The sequence below is a fragment of the Pseudomonas sp. KBS0710 genome, from assembly GCF_005938045.2.
Lineage (GTDB): Bacteria > Pseudomonadota > Gammaproteobacteria > Pseudomonadales > Pseudomonadaceae > Aquipseudomonas.
In genome coordinates, this window is record NZ_VCCF02000001.1 from 1136130 (window position 1) to 1162186 (window position 26057).

Sequence of the window (26057 nt, forward strand, 5' to 3'; positions counted from 1 at the left end):
GCCCCCCGCCAATAAGCCCTCATAAACTCCTTTGGAACACCGTTTCAGAGGGATTGTGTGCCATTGGCACACATTCTGCTGAACACCTCGTATACAAACCAGACCGCCTCCCGTATGCACACCGTTACGGCAGCGCAGGCCGGTATTTCGAGGAGCCAAGCGATGACCGAACAATTGCCCAAAGGCTACAGCCCGCGCCTGTACAACCAGGACCTCGGGCCGCTGCCGCAGAAATGGACCTGGTACAACATTTTCGCCTTCTGGATGAGCGACGTGCATAGCGTCGGCGGCTACGTGTTCGCCGCCAGCCTGTTTGCCCTTGGGCTGGCCAGTTGGCAGGTGTTGATCGCCTTGCTCGCCGGCATTTGCATCGTGCAGTTGATCGCCAACCTGGTGGCCAAGCCGAGCCAGCAAGCGGCGGTGCCATACCCGGTCATCTGCCGGCTGGCATTTGGCGTGTTTGGGGCGAATATTCCGGCGGTGATTCGCGGTTTGATCGCCGTGGCCTGGTACGGCATCCAGACGTACTTGGCGTCGAGTGCCTTGATTATCGTAGTGCTGCGCTTTTTCCCACAGATGGCGGTGTATGCAGAGCCGCACTTTGCGGGCCTGTCCTACCTGGGCTGGTTTGGCTTCCTGAGCTTATGGACATTGCAGGCAGCCGTATTCTGGGCGGGCATGGAGTCCATCCGCCGCTTTATCGACTGGGCGGGGCCAGTGGTCTATGCGGTGATGTTTGCCCTGGCCGGCTGGATCGTATGGAAGGCAGGTTGGGCGAACATCAGTTTCACCCTGGCAGAAAAATCCCTGTCAGGCTGGCAGGCGTTTGGCCAAGTGATTGTGGCCACGGCGCTGGTGGTGTCGTACTTCTCCGGGCCTACGCTCAATTTCGGCGATTTCAGCCGCTACTGCCGCAGCATGCAGGACGTGCGACGTGGCAATTTCTGGGGGTTGCCGGTTAACTTCCTGGCGTTCTCGTTGGTCACTGTCGTTATCGTGTCGGGCACTTTGCCGGTGTTTGGCGAAATGTTGCATGACCCGATCGCTACGGTTTCGCGCATCGACAACAGCATGGCCGTGCTGCTCGGCGCCTTTGCCTTCGTGACCGCTACAATCGGCATCAACATTGTCGCCAACTTCGTGTCACCGGCGTTTGATTTCGCCAACGTCGCGCCGAGCAAGATCAGTTGGCGCGCGGGTGGCATGATCGCGGCCGTGGCCTCGATCTTTATCACGCCGTGGAACCTGTTCAACAACCCGCTGATGATCCACTACACCCTGGATATCCTTGCCGCGTTTATCGGCCCGCTGTTCGGGATTTTGATTGTGGATTTCTACTTGATCAAAAAGCAGAAAATCGACGTGGATGCCTTGTTCGACGACAGCCCGAACGGCCGCTACTACTTCGACGGCGGCGTGAACTGGACCGCCGTCAAAGCCTTGGTACCCGCGACGTTGGTGGGTGTCGCTATCACCTTTACGCCTGCATTGCAGGGTATGGCCAACTTTGCCTGGTTTACCGGGTGCTTCCTGGGAGGGCTGTTTTTCCTGGTGCTGGCGCGGCGTGAGCGGGTTCGTGCGCCAACGTCGTTGGTTGCCGGTTAACCAGCACCGCACCTGCCACCACCAAGCCGCACCCGGCAATGACCAAGGCCGGTTGCAGGCCGCCGCTCAAGTGGCTGCTCACCGACGCCAGCAATGGGCCGCACAATTGGCCGATAGCAAAGCTGGCGGTGAGCAGCCCGGTGCTGCGCTGGTAGCCGTGGGGCGCCACCTCCCGCAAACGTGCCATCACCAGTTGCATGCACGCCAGGAACGGCGCACCACACAGCAACACCCCCAGCGCCAGGCCCCAACCATTGCCCAGCAGGCAGGCGAATACCCCGGCCGCTTGCAGCCATAACGTCGTCATCAACCAGCGGCGGGTGGTGTCCGGGTCCTTGCGACGCAGGCTCGCCACCACCACACCCAGCGCCGCCGCCAGGCCAAAGCACGGCCAGAACAGGTCGGCTTGCCACGCGCCTTTGAACTGCGCGCTGGCCATCTGCGACAAGAAGGTTGCAGGGATGATGTAGCCCAGGCCATACAAGAAGTAGATCCAGCACAGGTGCGCAATACTGCCGTTGCTGCCCGCGCGGGTGGCATGGGCCACCGTCACGGTCGGTTTCGGTAAAAAGGGCAGGATGGCCAGCAACATCACCAATGCCACCACGCCATAGACCAGCCACAAGGTCGCAGAGTCTTCGCCCAACAGATTGGAACCCAGTGCCAGCAAGCCGGTCAGCAGAATCCCCAAGCCCGGCCCGGCAAATACCAATGCCCCTAAACGTGGGCGCCCGGCGGCTATTGCCAGCGGCTGGCTCAAACTGGTGATCATCACCAGCGCCCAGGCGCTCGCCACGCCGGTGCCAAAGCGCAGCAGCAAATGCGGCCAGAACCCATGCGCCCAGTACGACCCCAGGGTCAACAGCACGCACAGCCACAGCCCTCCATATAAACGCGCTTTTATGTGGTGATGGCTGCGGGCAAAGATCGAATCCACCGCGCCGACGAAATAGCCCAGGTAGTTGGCGGCGGCAATCAGGCCGGCGCCGGTCAGGTCAATCTGCCCCTCGCTAAGCAAATGCGGCATCTGCGGGGTGAGGGCGAAGCGGCCAATGCCCATGGCCATCATCAGGGCGATAAAGCTGGCGGTTAAGCGAATCAGCGGTGACATGTTCAGGTTTCCTACAGAGAAGCGAATGACCTCTAGGCTAAAGCGCATTGACTTTCTGTAAAAATGAATAATAGTGAGTAACTTGTTCAGTTTTGGAGAAAGGTATGGAGTTCAGTCAATTGCGGATTTTCCAGGCCGTGGCGGAAGAAGGCTCCATCACCCGCGCGGCTGAGCGCCTGCATCGAGTGCCCTCGAACCTGTCGACACGGCTCAAGCAGATGGAGGAGCAACTTGGCGTCGAGCTGTTCGTACGCGAGCGCCAGCGTTTACAGCTTTCTCCTGCGGGCAAAGTGCTGCTGGACTACAGCACCCGTCTGCTGGCGCTGCATGATGAAGCTCACGGTGCGGTGCAGGGTGGGCAACCGGCGGGCGATTTTGTGCTGGGCAGCATGTACAGCACGGCCGCCGTGCATTTGCCCAAACTGTTGGCGCGCTATCACAAGGCCTATCCGATGGTGAACCTCCAGGTGCAATCGGCGCCCAGCGGCGAATTGTTAGAGGGTTTGATTACTGGCCGTCTGGATGCAGCCTTGGTGGATGGCCCTATCACCATTGCGTCGCTGGACGGTGTGCCTCTGTGCGAAGAGCGCCTGGTGATTATTTGCGAGGCCGATCACCCGCCCGTGCGTGGCCCCCAGGATGTCGCCGGCCGCTCGGTATTCACCTTCCGACGCAGCTGTGCCTACCGCGCGCGCCTGGAAACCTGGTTTTCCCACGAGCGCGTGGCCATGGGGCGCGCCATCGAGATTGAGTCTTACCAAGGCATGCTCGCCTGCGTGATCGCCGGTTCCGGTGTGGCGTTGATGTCCGAATCGATGCTCGACAGCCTGCCTGGCAAGGACAGCGTGTCCGTTCATCCGTTGACCGGGCCTTTTGCCACTGCCACCACCTGGTTGATGTGGCGCAAGGGCATGCTCGGCGCTAACCTCAATGCATGGATCGATCTGCAACAAGAGGGCAAGGCCGATTTCCTGCAAGACACGCGCGCGATTGCTTGAACGATCCGGCAGGATTCGGATCAATCCTGTAATAGTTCGTTGTGGTTTCGTTCAAGCATTACCTAGGACTTAGAGCTACTATCACTGTAGGAAAAGGCGACAGAACTCCCGCCTAGCCGCATTACCCTCAAAGGGGGCAACCATGAAAGAGAAAATTCAAAACTGGCTCCACGACCTCGGCGTTGCGCTGGGCCTGATCGAACCACCGCTGCAGCCGATTCCGATTCGCACAGATGACGAACAGCGTCGTCCGCGTCGCCGCTAAGCTCAGGTAGCAACAGGTTTAGAATGTGGGAGCGGGCTTGCCCGCGATAGTGGTGTATCAGTCGATAAAAAGTTGACTGACACATTGCTATCGCGGGCAAGCCCGCTCCCACAGTTGTTTTGTGCAAGGTAAAAAAACGGGCGCGACATGCGACGTTTCTTTCGCGACAACAGCTCTCATAACTCTAAGCGTCGGAACCGGACTACCTGTTCTTCAGAATCGGCTGGCTTATTTCAATCCAAATATGAGCTTAGGTTGCAACCAAGCACGTAGCTTTCCTCGGATTAAAAGTAAGTCAGCGTTTCTGGAGACAAGCAATGAAGCTCTCTTGCGTTCCCCCAGTCGCCGCGTCATTGATCGCCACAACCGGAAATGTTTTGCACATCGCCCCGGTGTCCAGAGGCTGGAAGGCTGATGCACCCGCCAACGTCGTATTTTTCCCGCCTACCCTCACCAAGCAAGCGCTACTCATGCAGATAGGGCTTTTGCGGCCTTCAACCCTCATTATCGGGGACCAGATTATCGATGCGGACGTCATCGACCAATGGCGCATATCCCACCCATTTGGAACCCTCCATTTGGTCCGCAGGGGGACAAGTCTGGATAAGGTGGCACTGGAACTGTGCGCGTTGAACGATATACGGGTGGTCAATACGCCTGGGGTCAATGCGCCGCATGTCGCAGCCTATATCGCCTATTGGTTGACACTGGCCGATGGTTCCATGCCCCGCGATGTTTGCGTGATGGGATATGGCAATGTGGGAAAAGAACTTGTCCGGTTGTTACTTGATCGAGATCCGGATGTTCGGATCAAGGTTATCAACAGACAGGGGCGAGCGCCGGATAACAGTGGCAACACCCTGTGCAATTCCAGGGTGTCATTTGTCGCAGACTGGCGCGGGGCATTACATGACGCTTATGCCGTGGCCATTTGTCTGTCCCTGAACGATGAATCCGCTCATCGCATTGATCGGTCTCTCATCCAGGGTTTACATAAAAACGCTCGCCTCGTCTGCGTCGCCAAGCCGGACGTCTTCAGCGACGATGCTTTGCAGAGCCTGGCAACGGCTGAAGATATGCAGCTGGTATTGGACTACGGGCCTAAGATACTGGACGCGTTTCGAATGCGCACTCAAGCACTCGGCTGCAGTGTCGGCACGTGGCGCAAACCGGCGACGCTGACGACCCAGGCAGCAACCACCGAAGCCTGCAAATGCGACCTGGATTACGCGGTCTCGGTTCAGTTGAGCTTGATGGCCCTGCGCGGTTTGGTCAGCCGCAGATTGGCGCACTCGATGACGATCCCCGCTGAGCAGGCAGATACAGGTGCGCCGCGTGTATCGATCATCGGCCGAGGAATCAACGGCCTGTTCCAAGCCGTGATGTTCCGCCTGGCCAATTATGAAGTTATGGTTTACGGAGGAAATCAGTCTAGTGATGGCGCCAGTCATAAGCCTGTGAACATGCGTCATCTGTCAGCAACCGAGACGACGGCAAAGCCGCTGCACAACGCTTATCTGGCGCCCGCTAATCAGCATTTAGCCGTTGAGTGCAATCGCGCAGGCATCGAGCTATTCGAAAAGTTCCTGGCCGACAACCCCTCGCTGGCGCAATTCGCGCGGCCGGGGATTGTGCGTGCCTACGGGGATAACGCCAGTGATGTAGAGGCCGCAATCCGCGAGCAACAGGCTATTGAACATAGGTGCTGGCCAAGCGGCAAGCGGGGAGGTGAAGCTGTCGAGATCAGTCAACGTCAATTTCAGACAAATTATGGAATCCCTGGGATCGGTCGGGCTATTCAAGTATCGGGCTACGAGCTGGAATTTACCCGGCTACTGGCTGAGTTAGTAACGCTGCTGCAGCGCTCTGGGGTTCAGTTTCGAGCCGCTCACCTGAGCCCGGTGCAAATTGCTGATTTGAGCAGAGAACACTTCGTCGTCACGGCCATGGGCGTAGAGGAGCCGGAAGCTATCGCAATCATTGGCTGGTTTTTCAAACTTCGCGCCGTGGGTAATGAAGGTGCCGAAATGCGCGGGCTCAAATTGCAATACGATCTGCCAATTGGCGTCATGAATTGCCGTCTGGACGAGGGCTGCATTCTTGTCTCCGGCGGGCAGGTTCCTCCCGATTCGACGTCGGAATACAAGGCGCAGATGTTGACGGCATGCCTGGACGCTGTTTCTCGGCACTTTCCAGTGTCTTATCGCAGGGCAATCGAGAGAGGCGATTTGCAAATCATCGAATGCGCCAGGCCCGGCACCGCAGACGGTCTCTCAATCGTCCACTGGTCCGCCTACAACCAAATCGTGGCCGGGGCAACGTATGCCGGGGGGACCACACAGGGATTGTTGTGGGCCTCCTCTCTGGTCCAGGAAATTATTCAGGCGAAAGCGCCTGATAATTGAAGAATAAAAAAACGGGCGCGACATCCGACGTCGCGCCCGCTGAAGAAACCGCTCTAAATCCTGTTATCTGTCAAATGGCCCTGGCCACCGAAGCCTCTGGCCGGCGCGACAACAAGCTCACCAGCACAAAACTCACCAGCCCGACCGCCAGGCTGTAGTAGATCGGTGTGTTTGCGTCCAAGCCGTCCTTGAACATGAACACCAGCGCCGTCACAAAGCCCAATGTCATGGATGCAATCGCGCCGGAGGTGGTGGCGCGTTTCCAGAAAATCGCGCCCATCAGCGGGATCAGCATGCCGCCCACCAGCAGGTTGTAGGCCAGGGTCAGGGCGCTGATCACGTCGTTGACCACCAGCGCGATACCCAGCACGGCGATGCCGGTGAGCATCGTAAACAGACGGTTGATGTTCAGGCTCGACTGCTTGCCGCCGCGCAGGCGTGGCAGCAGGTCTTCAGTCAGTACGGTGGACGCGGCGAGCAAGCCGGCGCTGGCGGTGGACATCATTGCGGCCAGTGCAGCGGCGATCACCAGGCCGCGAATACCGTCGGGCAGCGAGGCTTTGACGATGGCGGCGAAGGCGTTGTTGACGTTGTCCAGGTTCGGCAGCAGCACATGCGCGGCCATGCCGATCAGGGCACAGGCCAGGCCGTAGAGGATGCAGTAGAAACCGGCGAACGTGCCTGCGTACTGGGCGACCTTTTCGTCGCGGGCGGTGAACACGCGTTGCCAGATGTCCTGGCCGATCAGGATGCCGAAGAAGTAGATCATGAAGTAGGTGATGATCGTGTCCCAGCCGATTTCAGTGAAGCTGAAATTCGACGCCGGCAGCTTGGCCACCAGTTGATCCCAGCCGCCGACGCGGTACAGGCAGATCGGCAGCAGGATAAACATCAGGCCGACGGTCTTGATCACGAATTGCACAATGTCGGTAAGGGTCAGCGACCACATGCCGCCGATGGTGGAATACACCACCACCACGCCGCCGCCGAGCAGCACCGACATCCAGAATGGCAGGCCGAACAACACTTGCAGCACGGTGCCAATGGCCAGGATCGAGGTCACGCCGATCATCAGCGCGTAGGCCAGCATGATCACCGCACTCGCTTGGCGGGCCATGGGGTTGTAGCGTTTTTCCAGCACCTGGGTGACGGTGAAAATCTTCAGCTTGAGCAGCGGCTTGGCCAGGAACAGGTTCAGCGCGATGATCCCCGCGCCCAGTGCGGCGCACAGCCAGAAGCCGGAAATGCCGTGGACATAACCCAGGCGCACGGTGCCGACGGTGGATGCACCGCCCAATACCGTGGCGGCCATGGTGCCCATGTACAGCGATGGGCCCAGGTTACGACCGGCCACCAAGTAGTCTTCGTGGGTCTTGGCGCGGCGCATGCCGTAATAGCCGAGCACGAGCATGCCGGCGGCGTAGATGAGTACGACGAATAAATCCAAAGCCATGACGGCGGTTCTCCGTTTTTCTTTTTTATGGGCGATCAGGCGGCTTGTTGCAGCGCCGGGTTAACGTGCGAAGCCGCGCGCCGGCTGCGAGGGTCGGCCGGCCCATAGACAGCGGCCGGTTCCGGAAACACGCGAAGCAAGGTCAGGTACACCACCGACGCCAGCCCCAGCGTCACCGGCAGGCTGATATCGATGCCATCGGCCAGGTTGCCCAGCGGCCCGACAAACTGCCCCGGCAGGTTGACGAAGCACAGGCCCACCAGTGCGCTCGGGACCCAGGCGCCCAGGCCGCGCCAGTTCCAGCCGTGGCTGAACCAGTAGCGCCCGCCGGTCTCGCCACGGGTGAACACCTGCAAGTCATCCGGGCAGTAGAAGCCGCGGCGCACGATCAGGCCGATGATCATCATCACCATCCACGGCGTGGTGCAGGTGATGATCAGCACGGCGAAGGTCGACACGCTTTGCACCAGGTTGGCGGCGAAACGTCCGATAAAGATGAAGGCAATCGACATTACCCCAATCAGCAACGTGGCCTTGACTCGTGACAGCAAGCGCGGGAACACGCTGGACATGTCCAGCCCGGTTCCATACAGCGAGGTGGTGCCGGTGGACATGCCGCCGATCACCGCGATCAGGCACACCGGCAGGAAGAACCAGCTGGGTGATACGGCCAGCAAACCGCCGACATAGTTGTTGGCCGCGATGTAGTCCGGCGCCTTGATCGCCACGATGGTCGCGGTGGCGAGGCCGAACAGAAACGGGATCAAGGTGGCGATCTGCGCCAGCACCACCGCCAGCATGATGCGCATTTTTGGCGTTTCACGCGGGATGTAGCGCGACCAGTCACCCAGGAACGCGCCGAAGGAAATCGGGTTGCTCATGGCCACCAGTGCCGAGCCGATGAAGGCAGCCCAGAAGCCAGTCTGGCCCATGGCGACGGTGCCGGCGAAGTGGCTGTCGAACGCTGGCGCGAATGCGAAGATGCCCAGCAGAAACAGCAGGCTCGCCGCCCACACCGCAATGCGGTTGACCCACAGCATGAAGCGAAAGCCGTAGATGCATACGGTCAGCACCAGCAGGGCAAACAAGCCATAGGCCAAGCCCAGGGTCAGGTCGGTTTCGGGCAGGCCAATCAGACGTTTCGCACCACCGACCAGCGCATCACCCGAACTCCACACCGACAGTGAGAAGAAGGCAATCGCCGTCAGCAGCGACAGAAACGAGCCGACAATCCGCCCATGCACACCAAAGTGCGCACCCGAAGACACGGCGTTGTTGGTGCCATTGATCGGCCCGAACAGGCCCATCGGCGCCAGGATCAGCGCACCTACCAGCACGCCCAGCACAATCGCCCAGACACCGGCCTGGAAGGACAAGCCGAACAGCACCGGAAACGAGCCCAGCACGGCGGTGGCAAAGGTGTTGGCACCGCCGAAGATCAGGCGAAACAGATCCTTGGGCCTTGCGCTACGTTCGTGGTCCGGGATCTGTTCGACCCCGTTGGTTTCTATTTTGCGAATACTGTTTTGGTTGTTTTTATTATTCATGATCAGCTCCGATCACATTGGCTAAGGGGGCGGCAGCCCTTCCGGCATAGCGGACAAATGTTCGTGACAGGCCAGCCACAGGCCTTGTTGTTCTAGGTGAGACGCTTGCCGTTTGAAGACAATGGTCTCGCGCTCCTGGCTAAAAAATTGCTCCCCGTTCATGCGCAACTCGGTGGCCACGTCATGAATAAATACCGCCATGTCACCATGCAGGCTGACAAAGGCATTGCTTGAGGTGCAGGACAGCACCTCAAACCCCTCGTCCGCACGCCAACTGTCCCACAACGCCTGGTAGGCATCGCGGCTCAGCAGCGGCCGGGAGAGGGTGTAGAACACGAAGCTGGCATCGGCGGTGAACGCGCCAAAGTAAGCCTCGCGGTCATTCGCGGCGAAGGCCGCCACCAGCTCGGCGGCAGCTTTCAACACCTGCTGCGCGCTCATCAGCGGTGCGCCACGCCGGGCAGTACGCAGAGCATCTCGTACAGCAGGTTGGCGCCGAGCAGCGAGGTGTTGCCGGTGGTGTCGTAAGGCGGCGAAACTTCTACCAGATCACAACCAACCAGATCGAGGCCCTGGCAGCCACGGATGATCTCGATCGCCTGGATGGTGGTCAGCCCGCCGATTTCCGGGGTGCCGGTGCCAGGTGCCCAGGCCGGGTCGATGCCGTCGATATCAAAGCTCAGGTACACCGGGCCGCCGCCGACTTTTTCACGCACTTCGGCCATCAACGGCGCGAGGGAGTGGTGCCAGCATTCTTCGGCCTGGACCACACGGAAGCCCTGTTTGCGGCTCCAGTTGAAGTCTTCGGCGGTGTAGCCCTGGGCGCGCAGGCCAATCTGTACGACGCGGTCGCAATCGAGCAGGCCTTCTTCCACGGCGCGCCGGAAGGTGGTGCCGTGGGCGATTTTCTCGCCGAACATATGGTCGTTGACGTCAGCGTGGGCATCGATGTGCACCAGCCCGACCTTGCCGTGCTTTTTGTGGATGGCACGCAGGATCGGCAGGGTGATGGTGTGGTCGCCGCCCAATGTCATCGGGATCACATCATGCTCAAGGATCTCGTCGTAGGCTTCTTCGATGATGCGCACGGCGTCGAGCAGGTTGAAGGTGTTGATCGCCACGTCGCCGATGTCGGCAACCGACAGCGAGTCGAACGGTGCGGCGCCGGTGGCCATGTTGTAAGGGCGGATCATCACCGATTCGGCGCGAATTTCACGCGGCCCGAAGCGGGTGCCGGCGCGCAGCGAAGTGCCGATGTCCAGGGGCACGCCGACAAAAGCGGCGTCTAGGCCTTTGGCTGTTTGCAGGTGGGGAAGTCGCATCATGGTGGCGATGCCGGCGAAGCGCGGCATTTCGTTGCCGCCCAGTGGTTGGTGGAAAATCTTGTCCACGGGAGTGCCTCATCGTTGTTTTGTTTATTAGGGGCCGATTCTGCGAAAAGCCCGTGGCGGGAAGAATCGGCAGAGGCAAATACTTAGTTCAGATTTTTCTAAACTAATGCTTGGGTTAAACTCGGTCCAAATGTGGGAGCTGGCTTGCCTGCGATGGCGGCGTTGAATTCACTGCTGTCATCGCAGGCAAGCCAGCTCCCACAGGAATTTTGTGTTCCGCGGAGAACAAATGGCCAACGCCTTGCCCGACCTGAAACTCCTGCGCATATTCGTCAGCGTCGTGCGCCACCAGGGGTTCGCCAATGCCCAGCACGAACTCAACCTGTCGACGTCGGCCATCAGCACCTACATGAGCCAACTCGAATCGGCCCTGGGCCTGGTGCTGTGCCATCGCGGCCGGGGCGGGTTCAGCCTCACCAGTAAAGGCGAACTGTTCCATCAGGAAACCTTGCGTCTTTTAGGTGAGCTGGAGGGTTTTGAGCAATATGCCGCTGCCCTCAAGGGCGAACTGCGCGGCACGCTCAAGCTTGGCGTGCTGGACTCCACCGTCAGCGACAAAGCGTTGCCGTTCGCCGAAGTCATCGGTGCCTACAGCCTCGAACACCCGGCCGTACACCTGCATCTGTCAGTGATGAGCCCTTACGAGCTGCAACTGGGCGTGCAGGACAATCGCCTGGACCTGGCCATCGGCGCGTTCTCCAACCGCATGAGCGGGCTGATCTACATGCCGCTGTATCGCGAACAGCACTGGCTGTATTGCAGCACTCGCCACCCGTTGTTCAATGAGCGGCGTATCCCCGAACAAGTGATCACCCAGCAGCGCATGGTCGGCCGTGGTTATTGGAGCCAGGCCGAACTGGCGCGGCATGGTTTCAAACACAGTGCGGCCACCGTGGAAAGTATGGAAGCCCAGTTGATCCTGGTGCTGTCCGGCGCCTATATCGGCTACCTGCCCGAGCACTACGCCCAGGCCTGGGCCGACAAGGGTGACTTGCGCGTTTTGTTGCCGGCAACCTTCGGCTACCAGGCGCCGTTCTCGATGATCATGCGCCGTGGCCGTAGCCGCGAACCGCTGATCCAGACTTTCCGCGATCTGCTTAAAGCGCAGCTCAACCAGGCCTGATAATCCATGTCCAGACCCCAATGCCCTCGTTGCCTCAGGCCCGTCACTCACTGCCTGTGCGCGCTGATCCCCAGCCTCGACAGCCGCACCCGCATCTTGCTGTTGCAGCACCCCAGTGAGGTCAACCACGCGCTCAATACCGCGCGGTTGGCGGCGTTGGGTTTGAACAACGCGCAGTTGGTGGTGGGCGAAGTATTTGACAACCTGGCCACGCTGTTGAGCCCGCCGGGTTATAAGGCGCGCCTGTTGTTTCCGGCGGACGACGCGCGGCCATTGCACGCCTATACGCCTGACGATCACCCCTTGTTGCTGGTGGTGCCCGACGGCACTTGGCGCAAGGCACGCAAGTTGCTACACCTCAACCCGCTGTTGGCCGCTTTGCCGCGCGTCACCCTGGAGGGCGATAGCGTGTCGCGTTATCGGTTGCGCAAGGCACCTGGTCCAGGCGCTTTGTCGACGGTTGAAGCCATCGTGCAAGCGTTGCAGGTACTCGAAGCGCCGGCTTCGTTCGACGCGTTGCTCGGGCCTTTCGACGCCTTGATCGAAGGTCAGATTGCGGCGATGGGGGAGGCGGTCTACCAGCGTAATCACGTAGATGCTACATAGCTACCGCTCAGCGTAAGCGCTGTTGGATAGGCTCGTCATTTATCACACCCCCTGAGTGAAAAATGACAGAGCCTGAAGTGACACCCCCCGCCGTAGATACGTTATCTGCGTATATCGAGGAACAACAAGCGCTAGGGCCGTTGATGTCTGGCGCCGAGTGGTCCATGACGCGCGTGCTGATGCCTTTGCGCAAGACCCTCGAGCGCTTTTACGGCTGCCTCGATGTGCAACAGCAACAAGACTACCTCCGTTTGCAAAGGGCCTACGTCCAAGCGCAAACCATTTTCGAAGCCGCTATTGATCAACTCGTTGCCGAGCATGAAGCCACCTCGTTGTCGACGCTGACTGCAGCACTGAAAAAACTCGCCGGTAAAGAGGTCGATCCCAAGGTCGCCCGTATCCATACCCGTTACGTGAAACCGGCTGATACATCGTCGCCAAACGACCCCGCCCTGAGGGTTCCCCGCGCCGTGGATGACCGCGTAGACAGTACGGGGCTGTCCAGTATCACGCTGTGGGAGGCCGCGTGCATGAACTACAGCGCTTTGTCGGGATGGAGTTTTCCGGGGCATGTCAGCCTTACGGAGGCCAGCTACCTGGATTCGAATGTCGGCATCAGCGCGGGGGATTTTATCGGCTTGGTGCGCGAGCTCAACCTTGGCGACGTGTTGCGCAAGCGCCTCGATAGCGCGCTGCAGAGCACCACGCTATTGGGCGCGCAGGTAATGGCGCTGGCAACCGCAGAGCTTGAATTCGCGTTGATAGAGGCCTTGAGGACTACTGAAACAAGCCGCGTTGACCGCGAAAAGTACCAGGCTGTGGTGAGTGCGTTGTCAGGCGAGTCGCCTTGGGAGGTCACTGAAGAAGTGAAAATGTTCATTCCCCATGGCCCGAACAATACCAATGGGACCGTTCGATATGGCCTGCTTGGCGTCTACACGGACCTGCCAAGAGGCGACTACCTGAGCATCCCCTATGTGATTTTTTCCGTCAAAGGCTGCAAAGGTGCCTTCAGCTATTTCCCCAACCGGCCGGGTGGTGCTTTCAGGCACTACGACAAATTTTTGGAGGCGGCCGAAGAGTTTTACGTCGGCTTCAAGGCGTTTCATGCGCGAAAGGAAATGAGGTGGTTGTATCAGTCCATGTCGTTGTCAGACTACGCGCGCTTGAGCGCCAGGCCAGCGAAAGAGACCAGGCCGGAGGAGCTCAATGCATTTGCGCGGCTCTTATACCGGTTGTTCGGGCGTGCAAGCGAGCTTACCCAGGTCAACAACATCGGCTACAGGCGCCAGAGCGTTAACGACGGACCTACCGTCAGCCTCTGTCGTTTTTACATCGAGCGTTGCCGATCCAACCTCAAGGTATTGGCGCATGAAACGCCGGGCATCATGGCCACCTTGCTTGAGTTTTCCCAGACGCTGTTCGGTGAAATCATCAGCCTGTTGTTGATCCCGGCGCCAGGGCCTTTGAAGGGGCTGGGGCGGTTGAGAGCGTTTGCCATGTTCGTTTCAATAGGCCAAACAGTTCTACAGGGGCTGCTGACGGGTGAAACTGGACACTTTGTGCAAGCGGCGATGGATATCGCTGATTTGCTCAGTAGCAGGTTCTTGCACCTACGTGTGGCCTCGACGGTCAGGCGCCGACACCAAGCGCTGTACCAGCGGCTGGCCCAGCAAAGCAAACCGCTGACGGCCGATGAGCTCAAGAGGCAGACTGACGGCCAACTGGTGGAAAAAATGATGGGCGCCACGGACGTACCAACGCAAACGTTGGCGCGGATCGTCAACCTCAGCAAGAGCTCGCGGGCCGACCTGGAGCACGTCTGGGATGGAGCACCACCCTCGGCCTCGCTGGTCGAGGCGGTGCATCGGTTTAACGTTGACAAGCTGATCGACTGGGCAGCCGAGGGGGCCGACGCTAAGCGTCCTGAGGCGGTCGGTGCCGTTGATATTCTCGCACCGTTACTCACCCGGCATAAGGATTGGCCGAAGAACACATCCTTGAGCCTTCTTAACCCGCAAGGCGTGGAAGTGCGGCGCTATAGCAAACGTGCGGACCACAAGACCACGGCAGTGGTCACGGTCACCGTGTTGGAAAACGGCTTGTTCGCTTATTCAATGCCACGCCGGATCAGCGTTGATTTGCCTCAGGCTGTCTTCGATTTGCTCCCCGACGTTTTTTTATCGGGCAGGTCGACGTTGGTCGAACAACTGGCTGACAGAGCCGCTACGTTGCGTATTGATCTGTTTGAGGCGCTTACGGCGTACGCCAATACCAGTCGCTCCATGGCCACGGGCGCACCTGCGTCAGTGCTTCGATTACTGCCTGATAGCGTTGCCAGCGATACCCCGCCGCACCCCGTGATTGAGCAGTTACACATATTGCACCCCAGATTGAGCCGGGCACGGTTGTTGGAGGTACTACGCCGACATCCGTTGTCGGAACATCAGCAGACACAGCTCCTGCAATCGCAACTGCAACCCGAAGCGCTGTACACCGCCCTGCGTTCTGCCCGTCAGGTGGCGCGCGCAGATCTCATCGTTGACGGCGTATTCCATCCTCGGCGCTTCAGTCAGAAAACTCAGAATTGGGCCACGGAGTTTGCCGCCTGCGCACTGCGCGACCTGACCGGCCAGGTACTGATCATCAGCCCTGAAGCGCAAGCAGTACCCTATGTTTCGCGAGGACCGCTGGACAAAACCATTGTCGTGACCGACCACGGGCGCGGACAGTTCTCACTGTTTGACACGCAAAGCCTCACAACAAGGTCGACCGAACCCCAAGATTTATACCAAACGGTCGTGAGTCAGATCTCTGAAGACGACCTGCTACGGTTGGGGTGGGATGCGCAGGACGCTGCCTCTCAGTTCCGTCACACGGTCGCCAGAACCCTGCTCGACAACCGTACGCCCGATGACAGGTTTTATCCGTCACGCCGTGAGATCGGGCGATACGCCAGCGTTGTCGAGACGTCAAATATTGTGCCCGAGCCTGACGCGCTCGGCCTCTACAGCCAGGGTACCGATCGCTACCTGTTTATCGAGGGAGAGTATTACAAGGTCGTCCAGGAGCAAGGGCTTGAGCCCTGGCGTATTCAACACCCGTCCCTGGAGCAGGCCTATGCACCCGTGTTGACCCACAATGGTGCCGGCGCCTGGCGCCACGAATGGGAAAACCCGCTGACCTGGGACGGGCAGAAACCGTTTCAGCGCCTCGGGCCTTGGGTGCGTGAATTAACGCCGGATGCCATTGTGCAGATCCAGCAGATCAGCGGGGTGACGCCGGCTATCCTGCGCCGGGTGCATGTACGTAACGAGCGCCCCCCTGCGATCCTGCGGGAGACCGTTGAGCGTTTCACAATTCATCAGCGGGTCAAATCCGGCGTGGAAGTCGGGCGGGACTTTTACGATGAACTGCTCGGTGAGGTCGGGCCTGAGGCTGCCGACGCATTGGTCGGGACGACGGGGGCGTCTCGTACCGATCAAATCACGGTGCTCGAGACAAAGTTGAGCATCGACAAGCCACAAATGGAGCGGCTGTTTTTCAAGGCCCTGTGTCATAAGAGCGAGCCATCGTCCGACCCTTTGGCTCGAGTGCTGCAGCGTGATTTTCCCAGCTTGACCGCAGCCATCGCCGAGGACCTGGTGAGCCAGGCTACACCTGCCGAACGCAGCAGCCTGGAGTCTGCCCGTGTACCTTTGACGCTTACGCCTTATGTCCGCTGGTATCTCAAACAGCTGCGCAGAGCCAGGGCTGTGGAGGGCGTATATCTGCCTGCGGCGATGAATGAAGACAGCGCGAAGTTAATCCTGCACACATTGCCGGATATATCGGGGTGGTCGTCCCACCTGCGGGTTGAGGTGTGGGAGCGAGGATCGCTGATCGACAGCATCGGTACTTCGGATGGGCTGCTCAAACGTGTACTGGAGCCAGTGGCCGGTGGTTACCGGGCGTACATTCCTCAATCGGACGGCAGCCGACAATCGGTTGGAAGCCTTGGCCCTTTCTTGCCCGTTTTGTTGGACGCGCTACCGTCCCTTGAGCGCCAGGCAATTGGCTATATCCATGAGGGTGGCGTCAATGAGTTGATCCTGGAAATTGGTCGTCGCCTGGACCCCGAACTGAGGGCGGCGGACACCTTGCTTGGCATAGGATGGCCCACGTGGCAAAACCCACCGCGACGCGTGGCTGACGGGAGAGTGGGTTATCCATTGAGCGGCGAGGACGAATGGAAGGTGGAGGATCGCAATCTGGTGTCACGTATGCGGGTTTTGTTTCCGTCCAAGACAGATACAGAGGCTTGGGACATTCTCCTGGAGGCTGGTGACTCTTTCCTCGATCGCAAAAAAGAGGTTGACAAACTGTTCCACGAACGGAAGGCGTTGGACGATGAGTTGTCGCGGTGGCTCAGGGATTCGTCGGGCACCGACCCGCAGCATCCTGCCGTGCACGCACGGGGATTGGCGGCGGCGCGGATTCAGCGCAGCTGGGCTAAGGAAGGTTTCACCCGGGGCGTCGCTGAGGAGCTTAACCTGGATGACCTGGATCTGAACACGTTGCCGACAATACGCGCGTTTTTTGGGGATGTGACGATACTGAGTCTGAGAAATAACCGCCTGAGCGCATTGCCGGAGCACTTCCTTAGAGGTTTTCCGGCTCTTCGCCAGATTTACTTCAACGGCAACCAGTTCATACATGTGCCTGATCTGGAAGGGTTGCCCCACTTGAAAGTGCTTAACTTGTCGAACAACCGGCTCGTTTTGAATTTGCAGGACGAGTATCAATTGGCGCAGTTGCGCGATTTGAGGAGTCTTGATTTATCAGGGAATCCACTGGGGCAGGGGCGCCAGTTGAGTTTCTATGCATTCAGGCATTTGCGCGAACTTAACCTGCGCAATTGCCAACTGGATCGGTTGCCGCTTGGGGCTGTATCCCTTGCCTCATTGCGTTGGTTTGACCTGCGCGACAATAAGATCCAGGACTTGGTCCAGACGGATGTGTTCATCTATCCCGACGTTCATCGCGGGATGAATCTGCGCGGTAATCCACTCTCCTCTCAGGCGCGGCAAATACTGCGCCTTAGAGGAGAGCGCCCAGGGCAACGGGATATTGATTTTGGGCTATGGGAGCCGGCAGCAGGGATTGATCAAAGTGCCAATCGATGGTTGGCGCTGCTACCCCCTGGCGATGTACAAGCGCGTGAACAAGACTGGGCGGCACTGCAAGCGCAACCGTTGGCGGATTCTTTTTTTGAGTTGCTGGGGAGCATTGCGGCTTATCCCAGGTTTGTCGACGCTCAGCATCGGGTGCTCAGAGAAAGCCTGACGCGGCGCGTTTGGGAGTTGATTGATGCGGCGTTATCTCCTGATGGTGTAGAGCGCATTGCCGACCGAGTAGCCTATGGCTACATGGACGGTGGTATAGACGGCTGGCTGTTGGGCTTGCATCGACTTGAACTGCTCATGTTGCCGCCTCGTATTCTCGCAGAGGATTTGCAAAGTGCCGGGCCACGTTTAGCGGGTTTCTACCGCGCATGGCATCGGTTGAACTTGCTGGATCAGCAGGTTGACTTCCACTATCCGGACCAGAGTTTCCGGCAGGCCTGCACGCGAATCTTGAGTTGTCGCATCGCCTTGCAGGTGCCCCTTGAGCTGCTGGAGGTGCTACCGGAGCGTTTCAATGTGCCGATCGCGGAGCTCCGTCCTGAAACGATCAGAGAACTGACTCAGATTATCCTGAGTAAAGAACGTAAGATAAATTGGCCGGCGTGGTTGCAGAATCAGAGTTACTGGATAGAGTTCCTAGAACGCAAATACGCAAACAGATTGGCGGCTGCGTTAAATCAATATGATCGGCCTCTGGAGCTGGCAACGCGCAATGCAAATAATGGGGTGATGACTCAAGGGCAGTACTTGCACTACGTCGACACTTTGCAAGCCGCAAGGCAGATTACTAAAAATCAGCTTATCCAGGTGTTAACCCTGGAAGAGTTGGAAGCCCAATAAAGGCTGGAATAGCTGCTTATGCCTTTTAGCCATAACCACCACACTTTGCGTGATATGGCCCGCCGGCCTTTCCCGGTATGATGTTCGCCCCCGCAGTCTGGATTGCGAATACGCCATGACCTTGCAGTACCCTACAATCGCCGATTGCGTCGGCAACACGCCCCTGGTCCGCTTGCAACGCATGGCGGGTGAAACCAGCAATACCCTGTTGCTCAAGCTCGAAGGCAACAACCCGGCCGGTTCCGTCAAGGACCGCCCGGCGTTGTCGATGATCACCCGCGCCGAGCTGCGCGGGCAGATCAAACCGGGCGACACCCTGATCGAAGCCACCTCGGGTAACACCGGTATCGCCCTGGCCATGGCCGCAGCGATCAAGGGCTACAAGATGGTGTTGATCATGCCCGACAACGGCAGTGCCGAACGCAAGGCGGCGATGACCGCTTATGGCGCCCAACTCATCCTGGTCACCCAGGAAGAAGGCATGGAAGGCGCGCGTGACCTCGCCGAGCGTATGGCCGCCGAAGGCCGTGGCGTGGTGCTCGACCAGTTCGCCAACGGCGATAACCCCGAAGCGCACTACACCAGCACCGGCCCGGAAATCTGGCGCCAGACCAACGGCTCCATCACCCATTTCGTCAGCTCCATGGGCACCACTGGCACCATCATGGGCAACTCGCGCTACCTCAAGGAGCAGAACCCGGCGATCCAGATTGTCGGCCTGCAACCGATGGAAGGCGCGGCCATTCCGGGTATCCGTCGTTGGCCTGAAGAGTACCTGCCCAAGATCTACAACGCGACGCGCGTGGACCGCATCATCGACATGGCCCAGCGTGAAGCCGAAGACACCACCCGCCGCCTGGCGCGTGAAGAAGGCATCTTCTGTGGCGTGTCCTCCGGTGGCGCCGTGGCCGGTATGTTGCGTTTGTCCAAAGAAGTTGAAAACGCGGTGATCGTCGCGATCATCTGTGACCGAGGCGACCGTTACCTGTCGACCGGCATTTTCGACGAACCCAACTGATGGCCAAGCACGAGAGAGGCCTGCGCTTCCAACCGACGGGCGGCAGCCGGGCCCCGCAGATTCCGGTGGGCAAGAAACAACGCCTGACCATCGAGCGCCTGGCCAACGATGGCCGCGGCATTGTGTTTTTTGAAGGCCGCACCTGGTTCGTCAATGGCGCGCTGGCCGGTGAAGAAGTCGAAGCACGGGTGCTGGGCGCCCACGGCAAAATCGTCGAGGCGCGTACCGAACGTGTGTTCAAGGCCAGCGAGCTGCGTCGCCCGGCGCCGTGCGCGCACTTCGGCCGCTGCGGCGGTTGCAGCGTGCAGCACCTGCCCCATGACGAACAACTTGCCCTGAAACAGCGCATGCTCGCCGAGCAACTGTCCCGCGTGGCCGGTGTCGAACCGCAAGAGTGGGCGGCACCGTTGAGCGGGCCGGAGTTCGGCTACCGTCGCCGCGCCCGTGTGGCGGTGCGCTGGGATGCCAGGGCCAAACAGCTTGAGGTGGGTTTTCGCGCCGTGGCCAGCCAGGATATCGTCGCTATCGATGATTGCCCGGTGCTGGTACAGGCCTTGCAACCGATCATGCAGCGCTTGCCGAACATGCTGCGCCGCCTGAGCAAGCCTCAGGCGTTGGGGCATGTGGAATTGTTCAGTGGTTCTTCAATTGCCGTGCTGCTGAGGCATATGGCCCCGTTGTCCGAAGCGGACATGCAGGTGTTGAATGAATTTTGCACCTTCCACGACGCCCAATTGTGGCTGCAGGGCGAGGGCCAGCCGGAGCCGGTAGAGGCGGGGCAGGCGCTTGGTTTTAGACTGGCGGCGTGGGATCTGGAACTGGCTTACCGTCCGGGAGATTTTGTCCAGGTCAACGCCGGCGTCAACGATGCGATGGTCGCCCAGGCCCTGGAGTGGTTGGCGCCAGAGCCCGAAGAACGGGTGCTGGATCTGTTTTGCGGGCTGGGCAACTTTGCCCTGCCACTGGCCAGGCAGGTGCGCGAAGTGGTGGCGGTCGAGGGCGTGCAGACCATGGTCGAGCGGGCGGCGCAGAACGCCGTCAGCAACAATTTGCATAATGTGCAGTTTTTTCAGGCCGATCTGTCCCAGCCTTTGACCGACGCAGAATGGGCCAAACAGGGCTTTTCTGCGGTACTCTTGGACCCACCCCGTGACGGTGCCCTGGAGGTTGTGCGCAAGCTCGCCACCCTGGGGGCCAAGCGTCTGGTGTATGTGTCCTGCAACCCGGCCACGCTGGCGCGGGACACGGTTGAGTTGGTCAAGCAAGGCTACCGGCTAAAACGTGCCGGGATCCTCGACATGTTTCCGCAGACAGCGCATGTCGAGGCCATGGCGTTATTTGAAGCGGGCTAGGATGCCCGTTTAATCCGACTGGCCTGTCGTCTCCTGGGCCGTGACCTGTCAGGGAGTGGTACCTAGCCTAATGGTTGCACCGCTAGGGTTACGCAGCAGGTCAGCGATGATTTTTGGCGCATCCAAGGTGCGTCGTAGGGAAGGTAAGCAAGATGGTACAGGTGAGAGCACACCAGCCGATCAACACCGACGGCAGTATCAATCTCGAGGCATGGCTGGATCATGCCGTCAGTGTCGACCCGGCACTGGACCGTGAAGCCTTGAAAGCAGCCTGCGAGTTCGCTCGTGAGTCTGAACAGCAAGACAATGCGGCCAAGAACCTGTGGGCCGAAGGCACTTCAAGCTTTCGCACCGGGTTGGAAATCGCCGAGATCCTCGCCGATCTCAAGCTGGACCAGGATTCGCTGATCGCCGCCGTGCTTTATCGCGGCGTGCGTGAAGGGCATATCCCATTGCCGACGGTCAGCCAGCGTTTCGGCGCCGTGGTGGCCAAGCTGATCGACGGCGTGCTGCGCATGGCCGCCATCAGCGCCAGCCTCAGCCCGCGCCAGTCCATGGTGCTGGGCACCCAGGGCCAGGTCGAAAACCTGCGCAAAATGCTGGTGGCCATGGTCGACGACGTGCGCGTCGCGCTGATCAAGCTGGCCGAACGTACCTGCGCGATCCGTGCGGTCAAGACCGCCGACGACGAAAAGCGCAACCGCGTGGCCCGCGAGGTGTTCGACATCTACGCGCCGCTGGCGCACCGCCTGGGCATCGGCCATATCAAGTGGGAGCTGGAGGATTTGTCCTTCCGCTACCTCGAGCCCGACCAATACAAACAGATTGCCACGCTGCTGCACGAGCGGCGGCTCGACCGCGAGCGCTTTATCACCGACGTGATGGGCCAGTTGCGCTCCGAGTTGCAGGCCACCGGCGTTGACGCCGACATCAGCGGCCGCGCCAAGCACATCTATTCCATCTGGCGCAAAATGCAGCGCAAGGGCCTGGCCTTCAGCCAGATCTACGACGTGCGCGCCGTGCGCGTGCTGGTGCCGGAAATGCGCGACTGCTACACCGCGCTGGGCATCGTGCACACCTTGTGGCGGCACATTCCCAAGGAATTCGACGACTACATCGCCAACCCCAAGGAAAACGGCTATCGCTCGCTGCATACTGCGGTGATCGGCCCCGAGGGCAAGGTGCTGGAAGTGCAGATACGCACCCACGCCATGCACGAAGAGGCCGAGCTTGGGGTTTGCGCGCACTGGCGTTACAAGGGCACCGACGTCAAGGCCGGGTCCAACCAGTACGAGGAGAAAATCTCGTGGCTGCGACAGGTGCTGGAATGGCACGAAGAACTGGGTGATATCGGCGGCCTGGCCGAACAGCTGCGGGTGGATATCGAGCCCGACCGGGTCTATATCTTCACCCCCGACGGCCACGCCATTGACTTGCCCAAGGGCGCCACGCCGCTGGACTTCGCCTACCGCGTGCACACCGAAATCGGCCACAACTGCCGGGGCGCCAAGATCAACGGGCGCATCGTGCCGCTCAACTACAGCCTGCAAACCGGTGAACAGGTCGAGATCATCACCAGCAAGCACGGCACGCCGAGCCGCGACTGGCTGAACCCGAACCTGGGCTACATCACCACGTCGCGGGCACGGGCGAAGATCGTTCATTGGTTCAAGTTGCAGGCGCGCGACCAGAACGTCGCCGCCGGCAAGACCTTGCTTGAGCGCGAATTGGCGCGCCTGGGCCTGCCACAGGTGGACTTCGACAAGCTGGCCGAAAAAGCCAACATGAAGATCGCCGAAGACATGTTCGCCGCCCTCGGTGCCGGCGACTTGCGCCTGGCGCAATTGGTTAATCTGGCCCAGCAACTGGTCGAGCCGGAGCGCGGCAGCGAGCAGTTGGAACTGATCCCACGCAAAGCCACCGGCTACAAGCCTGGCAAGCGCGGCGATATCCAGATCCAGGGCGTGGGCAACCTGATGACGCAAATGGCCGGTTGCTGCCAGCCATTGCCAGGCGATGCCATCGTCGGCTACATCACCCAGGGGCGTGGCGTGAGCATTCACCGCCAGGATTGCGCCTCGGTGCTGCAACTGGGCGGGCGCGAACCCGAGCGCATCATCCAGGTCAGCTGGGGTCCGGTGCCGGTGCTCACCTATCCGGTGGACATCATCATCCGTGCCTACGACCGTTCCGGTTTGCTGCGTGACGTGTCGCAAGTGCTGCTCAACGAGCGCATCAACGTGCTGGCGGTCAACACCCGCTCGAACAAAGAGGACAACACCGCGTTGATGTCCCTGACCATCGAGATCCCGGGGTTGGACGCGCTGGGGCGGTTGCTGGGGCGCATATCCCAGTTGCCGAACATCATCGAGACCCGGCGTAATCGCACACCATGATGTATTCACTTGAAGACCTGCTGCACCTGATGAACCGCCTGCGCGACCCACAGTACGGGTGCCCGTGGGACATCAAGCAAACCTACGCGAGCATCGTGCCGCACACCCTCGAGGAAGCCTACGAAGTCGCCGACGCCATCGAGCGCGGCGACTTCGATCATCTGCAAGGCGAGTTGGGCGACCTGTTGTTCCAGGTGGTGTATTACAGCCAGCTGGCGCGGGAAGAAGGGCGCTTCGAGTTTGCCGGCGTGATCGACAGCATCACACGCAAGCTGATTCGTCGCCATCCCCACGTGTTCCCCACTGGCGACCTGTATGCACCGCTGGATATTCCCCAGTTGAGCGAAGAACAGGTCAAGGAGCGCTGGGAGCAGATCAAGGCCGAGGAGCGCGCAGAAAAATCCGACGCCCCGGAGCAACTGTCCCTGCTCGATGACGTACCCACGGCCTTGCCCGCGTTATCCCGCGCCGCCAAATTGCAAAAGCGCGCCAGCCAGGTTGGTTTCGACTGGCCGTCTGCCTTGCCGGTGGTGGATAACGTACGTGAAGAGCTCGATGAAGTGCTCGAAGCCATGGCCGATAACGACTCGGTGGCCATCGCCGATGAGGTCGGTGACCTGCTGTTTGCGGCGGTCAACCTGGCACGCCACCTCAAGGTCGACCCGGAAACCGCGCTGCGTGGCGCCAGTGCCAAGTTCGAACGACGTTTCCGATTTATCGAACAGGCATTGCGCGATACGCACAAACCCATAGAAGATTGCACCCTCGAAGAGTTGGACGCCCTGTGGGGCGAAGCCAAACGCCAGGAAAAGAATGTGTCCAGCTGCGGTTGAGCAGTTGCCTAAGTGAGTAAGCACCATGAGCCTTTCCCTTCGCGACCAGTTGCTCCAAGCAGGTCTGGTCAACCAAAAGCAGGCCAAGCAGGTCGGCAAGGACAAACAGAAGCAGCAGCGCCTGGTCCATAAAGGCCAGATCGAGGCCGATAACACCCAGGCACGCCTGGCTGCCGAGGCGCACGCCGAGAAGGTCAAGCGCGACCAGGAGCTGAATCGCCAGCAACAGGAAAAAGCCGAGGCCAAGGCCCGCACGGCCCAGGTCAAGCAACTGATCGAAACCTCGCGCCTGCCCAAGCTGACCACCGAGGACTACTACAACTTTGTGGATGACAAGAAGGTCAAGCGCCTGTCGGTCAACACGTTGATGCGTAACAAGCTGAGCAACGGCTCCCTGGCGATCGTGCACCACGGTGGCGGCTACGAGGTGATCCCGCGTGAAGCGGCGCTGAAGATCCAGGAGCGCGCCCCGGAGCGTATCGTGCAGCTCAATATCCTCACCGAAAGCCAGGTGCCGGATGAGGATGATCCATACGCCGCTTACCAGATCCCGGATGATCTGATGTGGTAAGGCCGTAAAACGAACTGTGGCGAGCGGGCTTGTCCCGCGTTGGGGTGTGAAGCTCCCCCCCCAAAACACAAACCCCGCTCAAAAGGCGGGGTTTGTGTTTATAGGCTCACCAACTGCGTGGGGCTGTTGAGCCTATTGGATTTCAGAGTTTCAGGAGCCTTCCGCCTGGCGTTTCATCTCAAGAGATTCGAGCTCGTTTTTATAATTGTGGGCTTCGTTCTCGTTGTGGAACATGCCGACCAGTTGGTCTTGTTGATGTACATCCCAGATGTGAATCCCATGGCCCAGTGCTTCGTGAGACATGTGTGCATCGTCGCGTTCAGTTACTTTTACAGTCATCTGCTTGCTCCAATCTCTGGTTGATCTGCGGCAAGTCGTCGCAGGCCTCTTTTATATGTTTTGTTAGCTTGCTAAGTAAACCGATTTTGCACGCAACTATTTATTGCAGGAAACGCAACAGTGCTGCAGGCCGCGTAAACCGTGACATTGCGTCGCAGGGTGCTGAGTTTTATGACAAAAGTTTCATGTTCGAGTGAGGCTTAAAGCCTTGTGCCGACGCTTCGACTTGCCTGCGATAGCGGTAGTGGCTTCAACACAAAACCTCCAGGCGAAAAAAAGCCCCGCATTCAGCGAGGCTCTTTTTAATCACGCCACGGTATCAGCTACCTTTGATAGCCTGACCATCAACAGTACCGTCCAACAGCATGATGTTGTATTCCTTGCCGTCGGTTTCCACCTGGCGCAAGGCTACCAAAATGCCGCCCAGGTCCTTGGCAAACCACATCTGGGTGATGCGCTTGCTTTGCGTCGGGTCACGTACACGTTCAACCTTGATCGCATCGATGGAGCCGACCTTGGTCTGGACCTTTTCCGGGCCGATCACGCGGAAGTCGTAGGTGTCGGTGTCGGTGCCTTCAACGACGATGTAGCTCATGCTCTTCTTGCCGGCCGCCACGTCACGTTGCAGTGCCAACTGATAGGTCGACTTGTCGAGCATGCCGCTTTGCAGGGGGACATTGACCGGGTCTTTGTTTTCAAAGCCGGTAACTTTCTTGGCCGTCTGGTCGAAGTCCAGGTTGATCTTCTTCGACTTACCCAGGCCGCCACGCTCGAAGCTGTAGCTCACGGGCTGCAGGGCATCTTTGTCGAGGCGGATCACACTGGTTTCGGTGAGGCTGGCGATCATCATGGATGCCTTGAAATTCAAGGTCCACGAGCCATTGTCATTCTTGACCAGGCTGCGTTCGGCCGAACCGCTCATGGGCAACTGTTTCCAGTCGGCGGTGTAGCTGGCGGAGAAAGGGTGAAGGTCTGCTGCTTGCACGGCGGGCAAGGCGAACAGCGCAAAAGCGAAGAGCAGGGCGCGACGCATAAAATC

19 protein-coding genes are annotated in these 26057 nt (G+C 59.4%); 12 read left to right on the plus strand and 7 right to left on the minus strand.

All coding sequences use genetic code 11. The annotated features are described in order from the left end of the window. Window positions 1-162 precede the first annotated feature (162 nt). Complete coding sequence (locus tag FFI16_RS05370) at window positions 163-1605, plus strand: NCS1 family nucleobase:cation symporter-1 (protein WP_138814436.1); 1443 nt, start codon at window positions 163-165, stop codon at window positions 1603-1605. Here FFI16_RS05370 and FFI16_RS05375 read toward each other — a convergent pair. Next, window positions 1517-2716: an MFS transporter gene (locus FFI16_RS05375; protein ID WP_138814437.1), complete on the minus strand. Its 1200-nt coding sequence runs from the start codon at window positions 2714-2716 to the stop codon at window positions 1517-1519. The two genes, FFI16_RS05370 and FFI16_RS05375, sit on opposite strands and share 89 nt — an antisense overlap. A gap of 104 nt (window positions 2717-2820) precedes the next feature. Between FFI16_RS05375 and FFI16_RS05380 the strand changes: the two genes are divergently transcribed. The 3 genes from FFI16_RS05380 to FFI16_RS05385 all read left to right on the plus strand — a co-directional run bounded on the left by FFI16_RS05380 (window position 2821) and on the right by FFI16_RS05385 (window position 6384). After that, entirely contained in the window at window positions 2821-3714 is an 894-nt protein-coding gene (locus FFI16_RS05380) for a LysR family transcriptional regulator (RefSeq protein ID WP_138814438.1), read from the plus strand. 142 nt (window positions 3715-3856) lie between these two features. Further along, entirely contained in the window at window positions 3857-3979 is a 123-nt protein-coding gene (locus FFI16_RS30630) for a PA1414 family protein (RefSeq protein ID WP_017134862.1), read from the plus strand. 317 nt (window positions 3980-4296) lie between these two features. Further along, on the plus strand, window positions 4297-6384 hold the full coding sequence (locus tag FFI16_RS05385; RefSeq protein WP_138814439.1) for an FAD-dependent oxidoreductase: 2088 nt from the start codon (window positions 4297-4299) through the stop codon (window positions 6382-6384). 70 nt (window positions 6385-6454) lie between these two features. Here FFI16_RS05385 and FFI16_RS05390 read toward each other — a convergent pair whose 3' ends face one another. Genes FFI16_RS05390 through speB form a run of 4 tightly spaced genes read right to left on the minus strand, consistent with a single transcriptional unit; the run spans window position 6455 to window position 10775 of the window. Next, window positions 6455-7837, minus strand: coding sequence for a sodium:solute symporter (locus FFI16_RS05390; RefSeq protein ID WP_138814440.1), 1383 nt, complete (start codon window positions 7835-7837; stop codon window positions 6455-6457). Between the two features lie 35 nt (window positions 7838-7872). Continuing rightward, window positions 7873-9384, minus strand: a complete 1512-nt coding sequence (locus FFI16_RS05395; protein ID WP_138814441.1) for a cytosine permease — start codon at window positions 9382-9384, stop codon at window positions 7873-7875. A gap of 21 nt (window positions 9385-9405) precedes the next feature. Further along, window positions 9406-9825, minus strand: a complete 420-nt coding sequence (locus FFI16_RS05400) for a nuclear transport factor 2 family protein (RefSeq protein WP_138814442.1) — start codon at window positions 9823-9825, stop codon at window positions 9406-9408. Next, a complete protein-coding gene (gene speB / locus FFI16_RS05405; protein WP_056861477.1) occupies window positions 9825-10775 on the minus strand; it encodes an agmatinase in 951 nt (316 codons plus the stop codon). Before speB ends, FFI16_RS05400 begins: the two co-directional genes overlap by 1 nt. Before the next feature lie 229 nt (window positions 10776-11004). On the opposite strand from speB, the gene FFI16_RS05410 reads away from it, so the two are divergent. From FFI16_RS05410 to FFI16_RS05445, 8 genes are all read left to right on the plus strand, one after another. Further along, window positions 11005-11898, plus strand: a complete 894-nt coding sequence (locus FFI16_RS05410; protein WP_017134867.1) for a LysR family transcriptional regulator — start codon at window positions 11005-11007, stop codon at window positions 11896-11898. 6 nt (window positions 11899-11904) lie between these two features. After that, a complete protein-coding gene (locus FFI16_RS05415; RefSeq protein WP_138814443.1) occupies window positions 11905-12504 on the plus strand; it encodes a tRNA-uridine aminocarboxypropyltransferase in 600 nt (199 codons plus the stop codon). Between the two features lie 164 nt (window positions 12505-12668). Continuing rightward, window positions 12669-18509 carry a protein phosphatase 1 regulatory subunit 42 gene (locus FFI16_RS05420; RefSeq protein WP_256666232.1) on the plus strand — a complete coding sequence of 1947 codons (5841 nt, stop codon included), beginning with the start codon at window positions 12669-12671 and terminating at the stop codon, window positions 18507-18509. Window positions 18510-18624: 115 nt separating this feature from the next. Next, entirely contained in the window at window positions 18625-19527 is a 903-nt protein-coding gene (gene cysM, locus FFI16_RS05425) for a cysteine synthase CysM (RefSeq protein WP_138814445.1), read from the plus strand. Then, window positions 19527-20879: a 23S rRNA (uracil(1939)-C(5))-methyltransferase RlmD gene (gene rlmD / locus FFI16_RS05430; protein ID WP_138814446.1), complete on the plus strand. Its 1353-nt coding sequence runs from the start codon at window positions 19527-19529 to the stop codon at window positions 20877-20879. Before cysM ends, rlmD begins: the two co-directional genes overlap by 1 nt. Before the next feature lie 152 nt (window positions 20880-21031). After that, complete coding sequence (gene relA, locus FFI16_RS05435; RefSeq protein ID WP_017134872.1) at window positions 21032-23275, plus strand: GTP diphosphokinase; 2244 nt, start codon at window positions 21032-21034, stop codon at window positions 23273-23275. After that, a complete protein-coding gene (gene mazG / locus FFI16_RS05440; RefSeq protein WP_138815367.1) occupies window positions 23275-24108 on the plus strand; it encodes a nucleoside triphosphate pyrophosphohydrolase in 834 nt (277 codons plus the stop codon). The genes relA and mazG overlap by 1 nt, the downstream gene beginning before the upstream one ends. Window positions 24109-24133: 25 nt before the next feature. Further along, on the plus strand, window positions 24134-24679 hold the full coding sequence (locus FFI16_RS05445; RefSeq protein ID WP_138814447.1) for a DUF2058 domain-containing protein: 546 nt from the start codon (window positions 24134-24136) through the stop codon (window positions 24677-24679). Window positions 24680-24829: 150 nt separating this feature from the next. Here FFI16_RS05445 and FFI16_RS05450 read toward each other — a convergent pair whose 3' ends face one another. After that, window positions 24830-25018, minus strand: a complete 189-nt coding sequence (locus FFI16_RS05450) for a hypothetical protein (RefSeq protein WP_017134878.1) — start codon at window positions 25016-25018, stop codon at window positions 24830-24832. A 319-nt stretch (window positions 25019-25337) separates the two neighbouring features. Then, entirely contained in the window at window positions 25338-26051 is a 714-nt protein-coding gene (locus tag FFI16_RS05455) for a DUF3108 domain-containing protein (RefSeq protein ID WP_065929791.1), read from the minus strand. Between the last annotated feature and the right edge of the window lie 6 nt (window positions 26052-26057).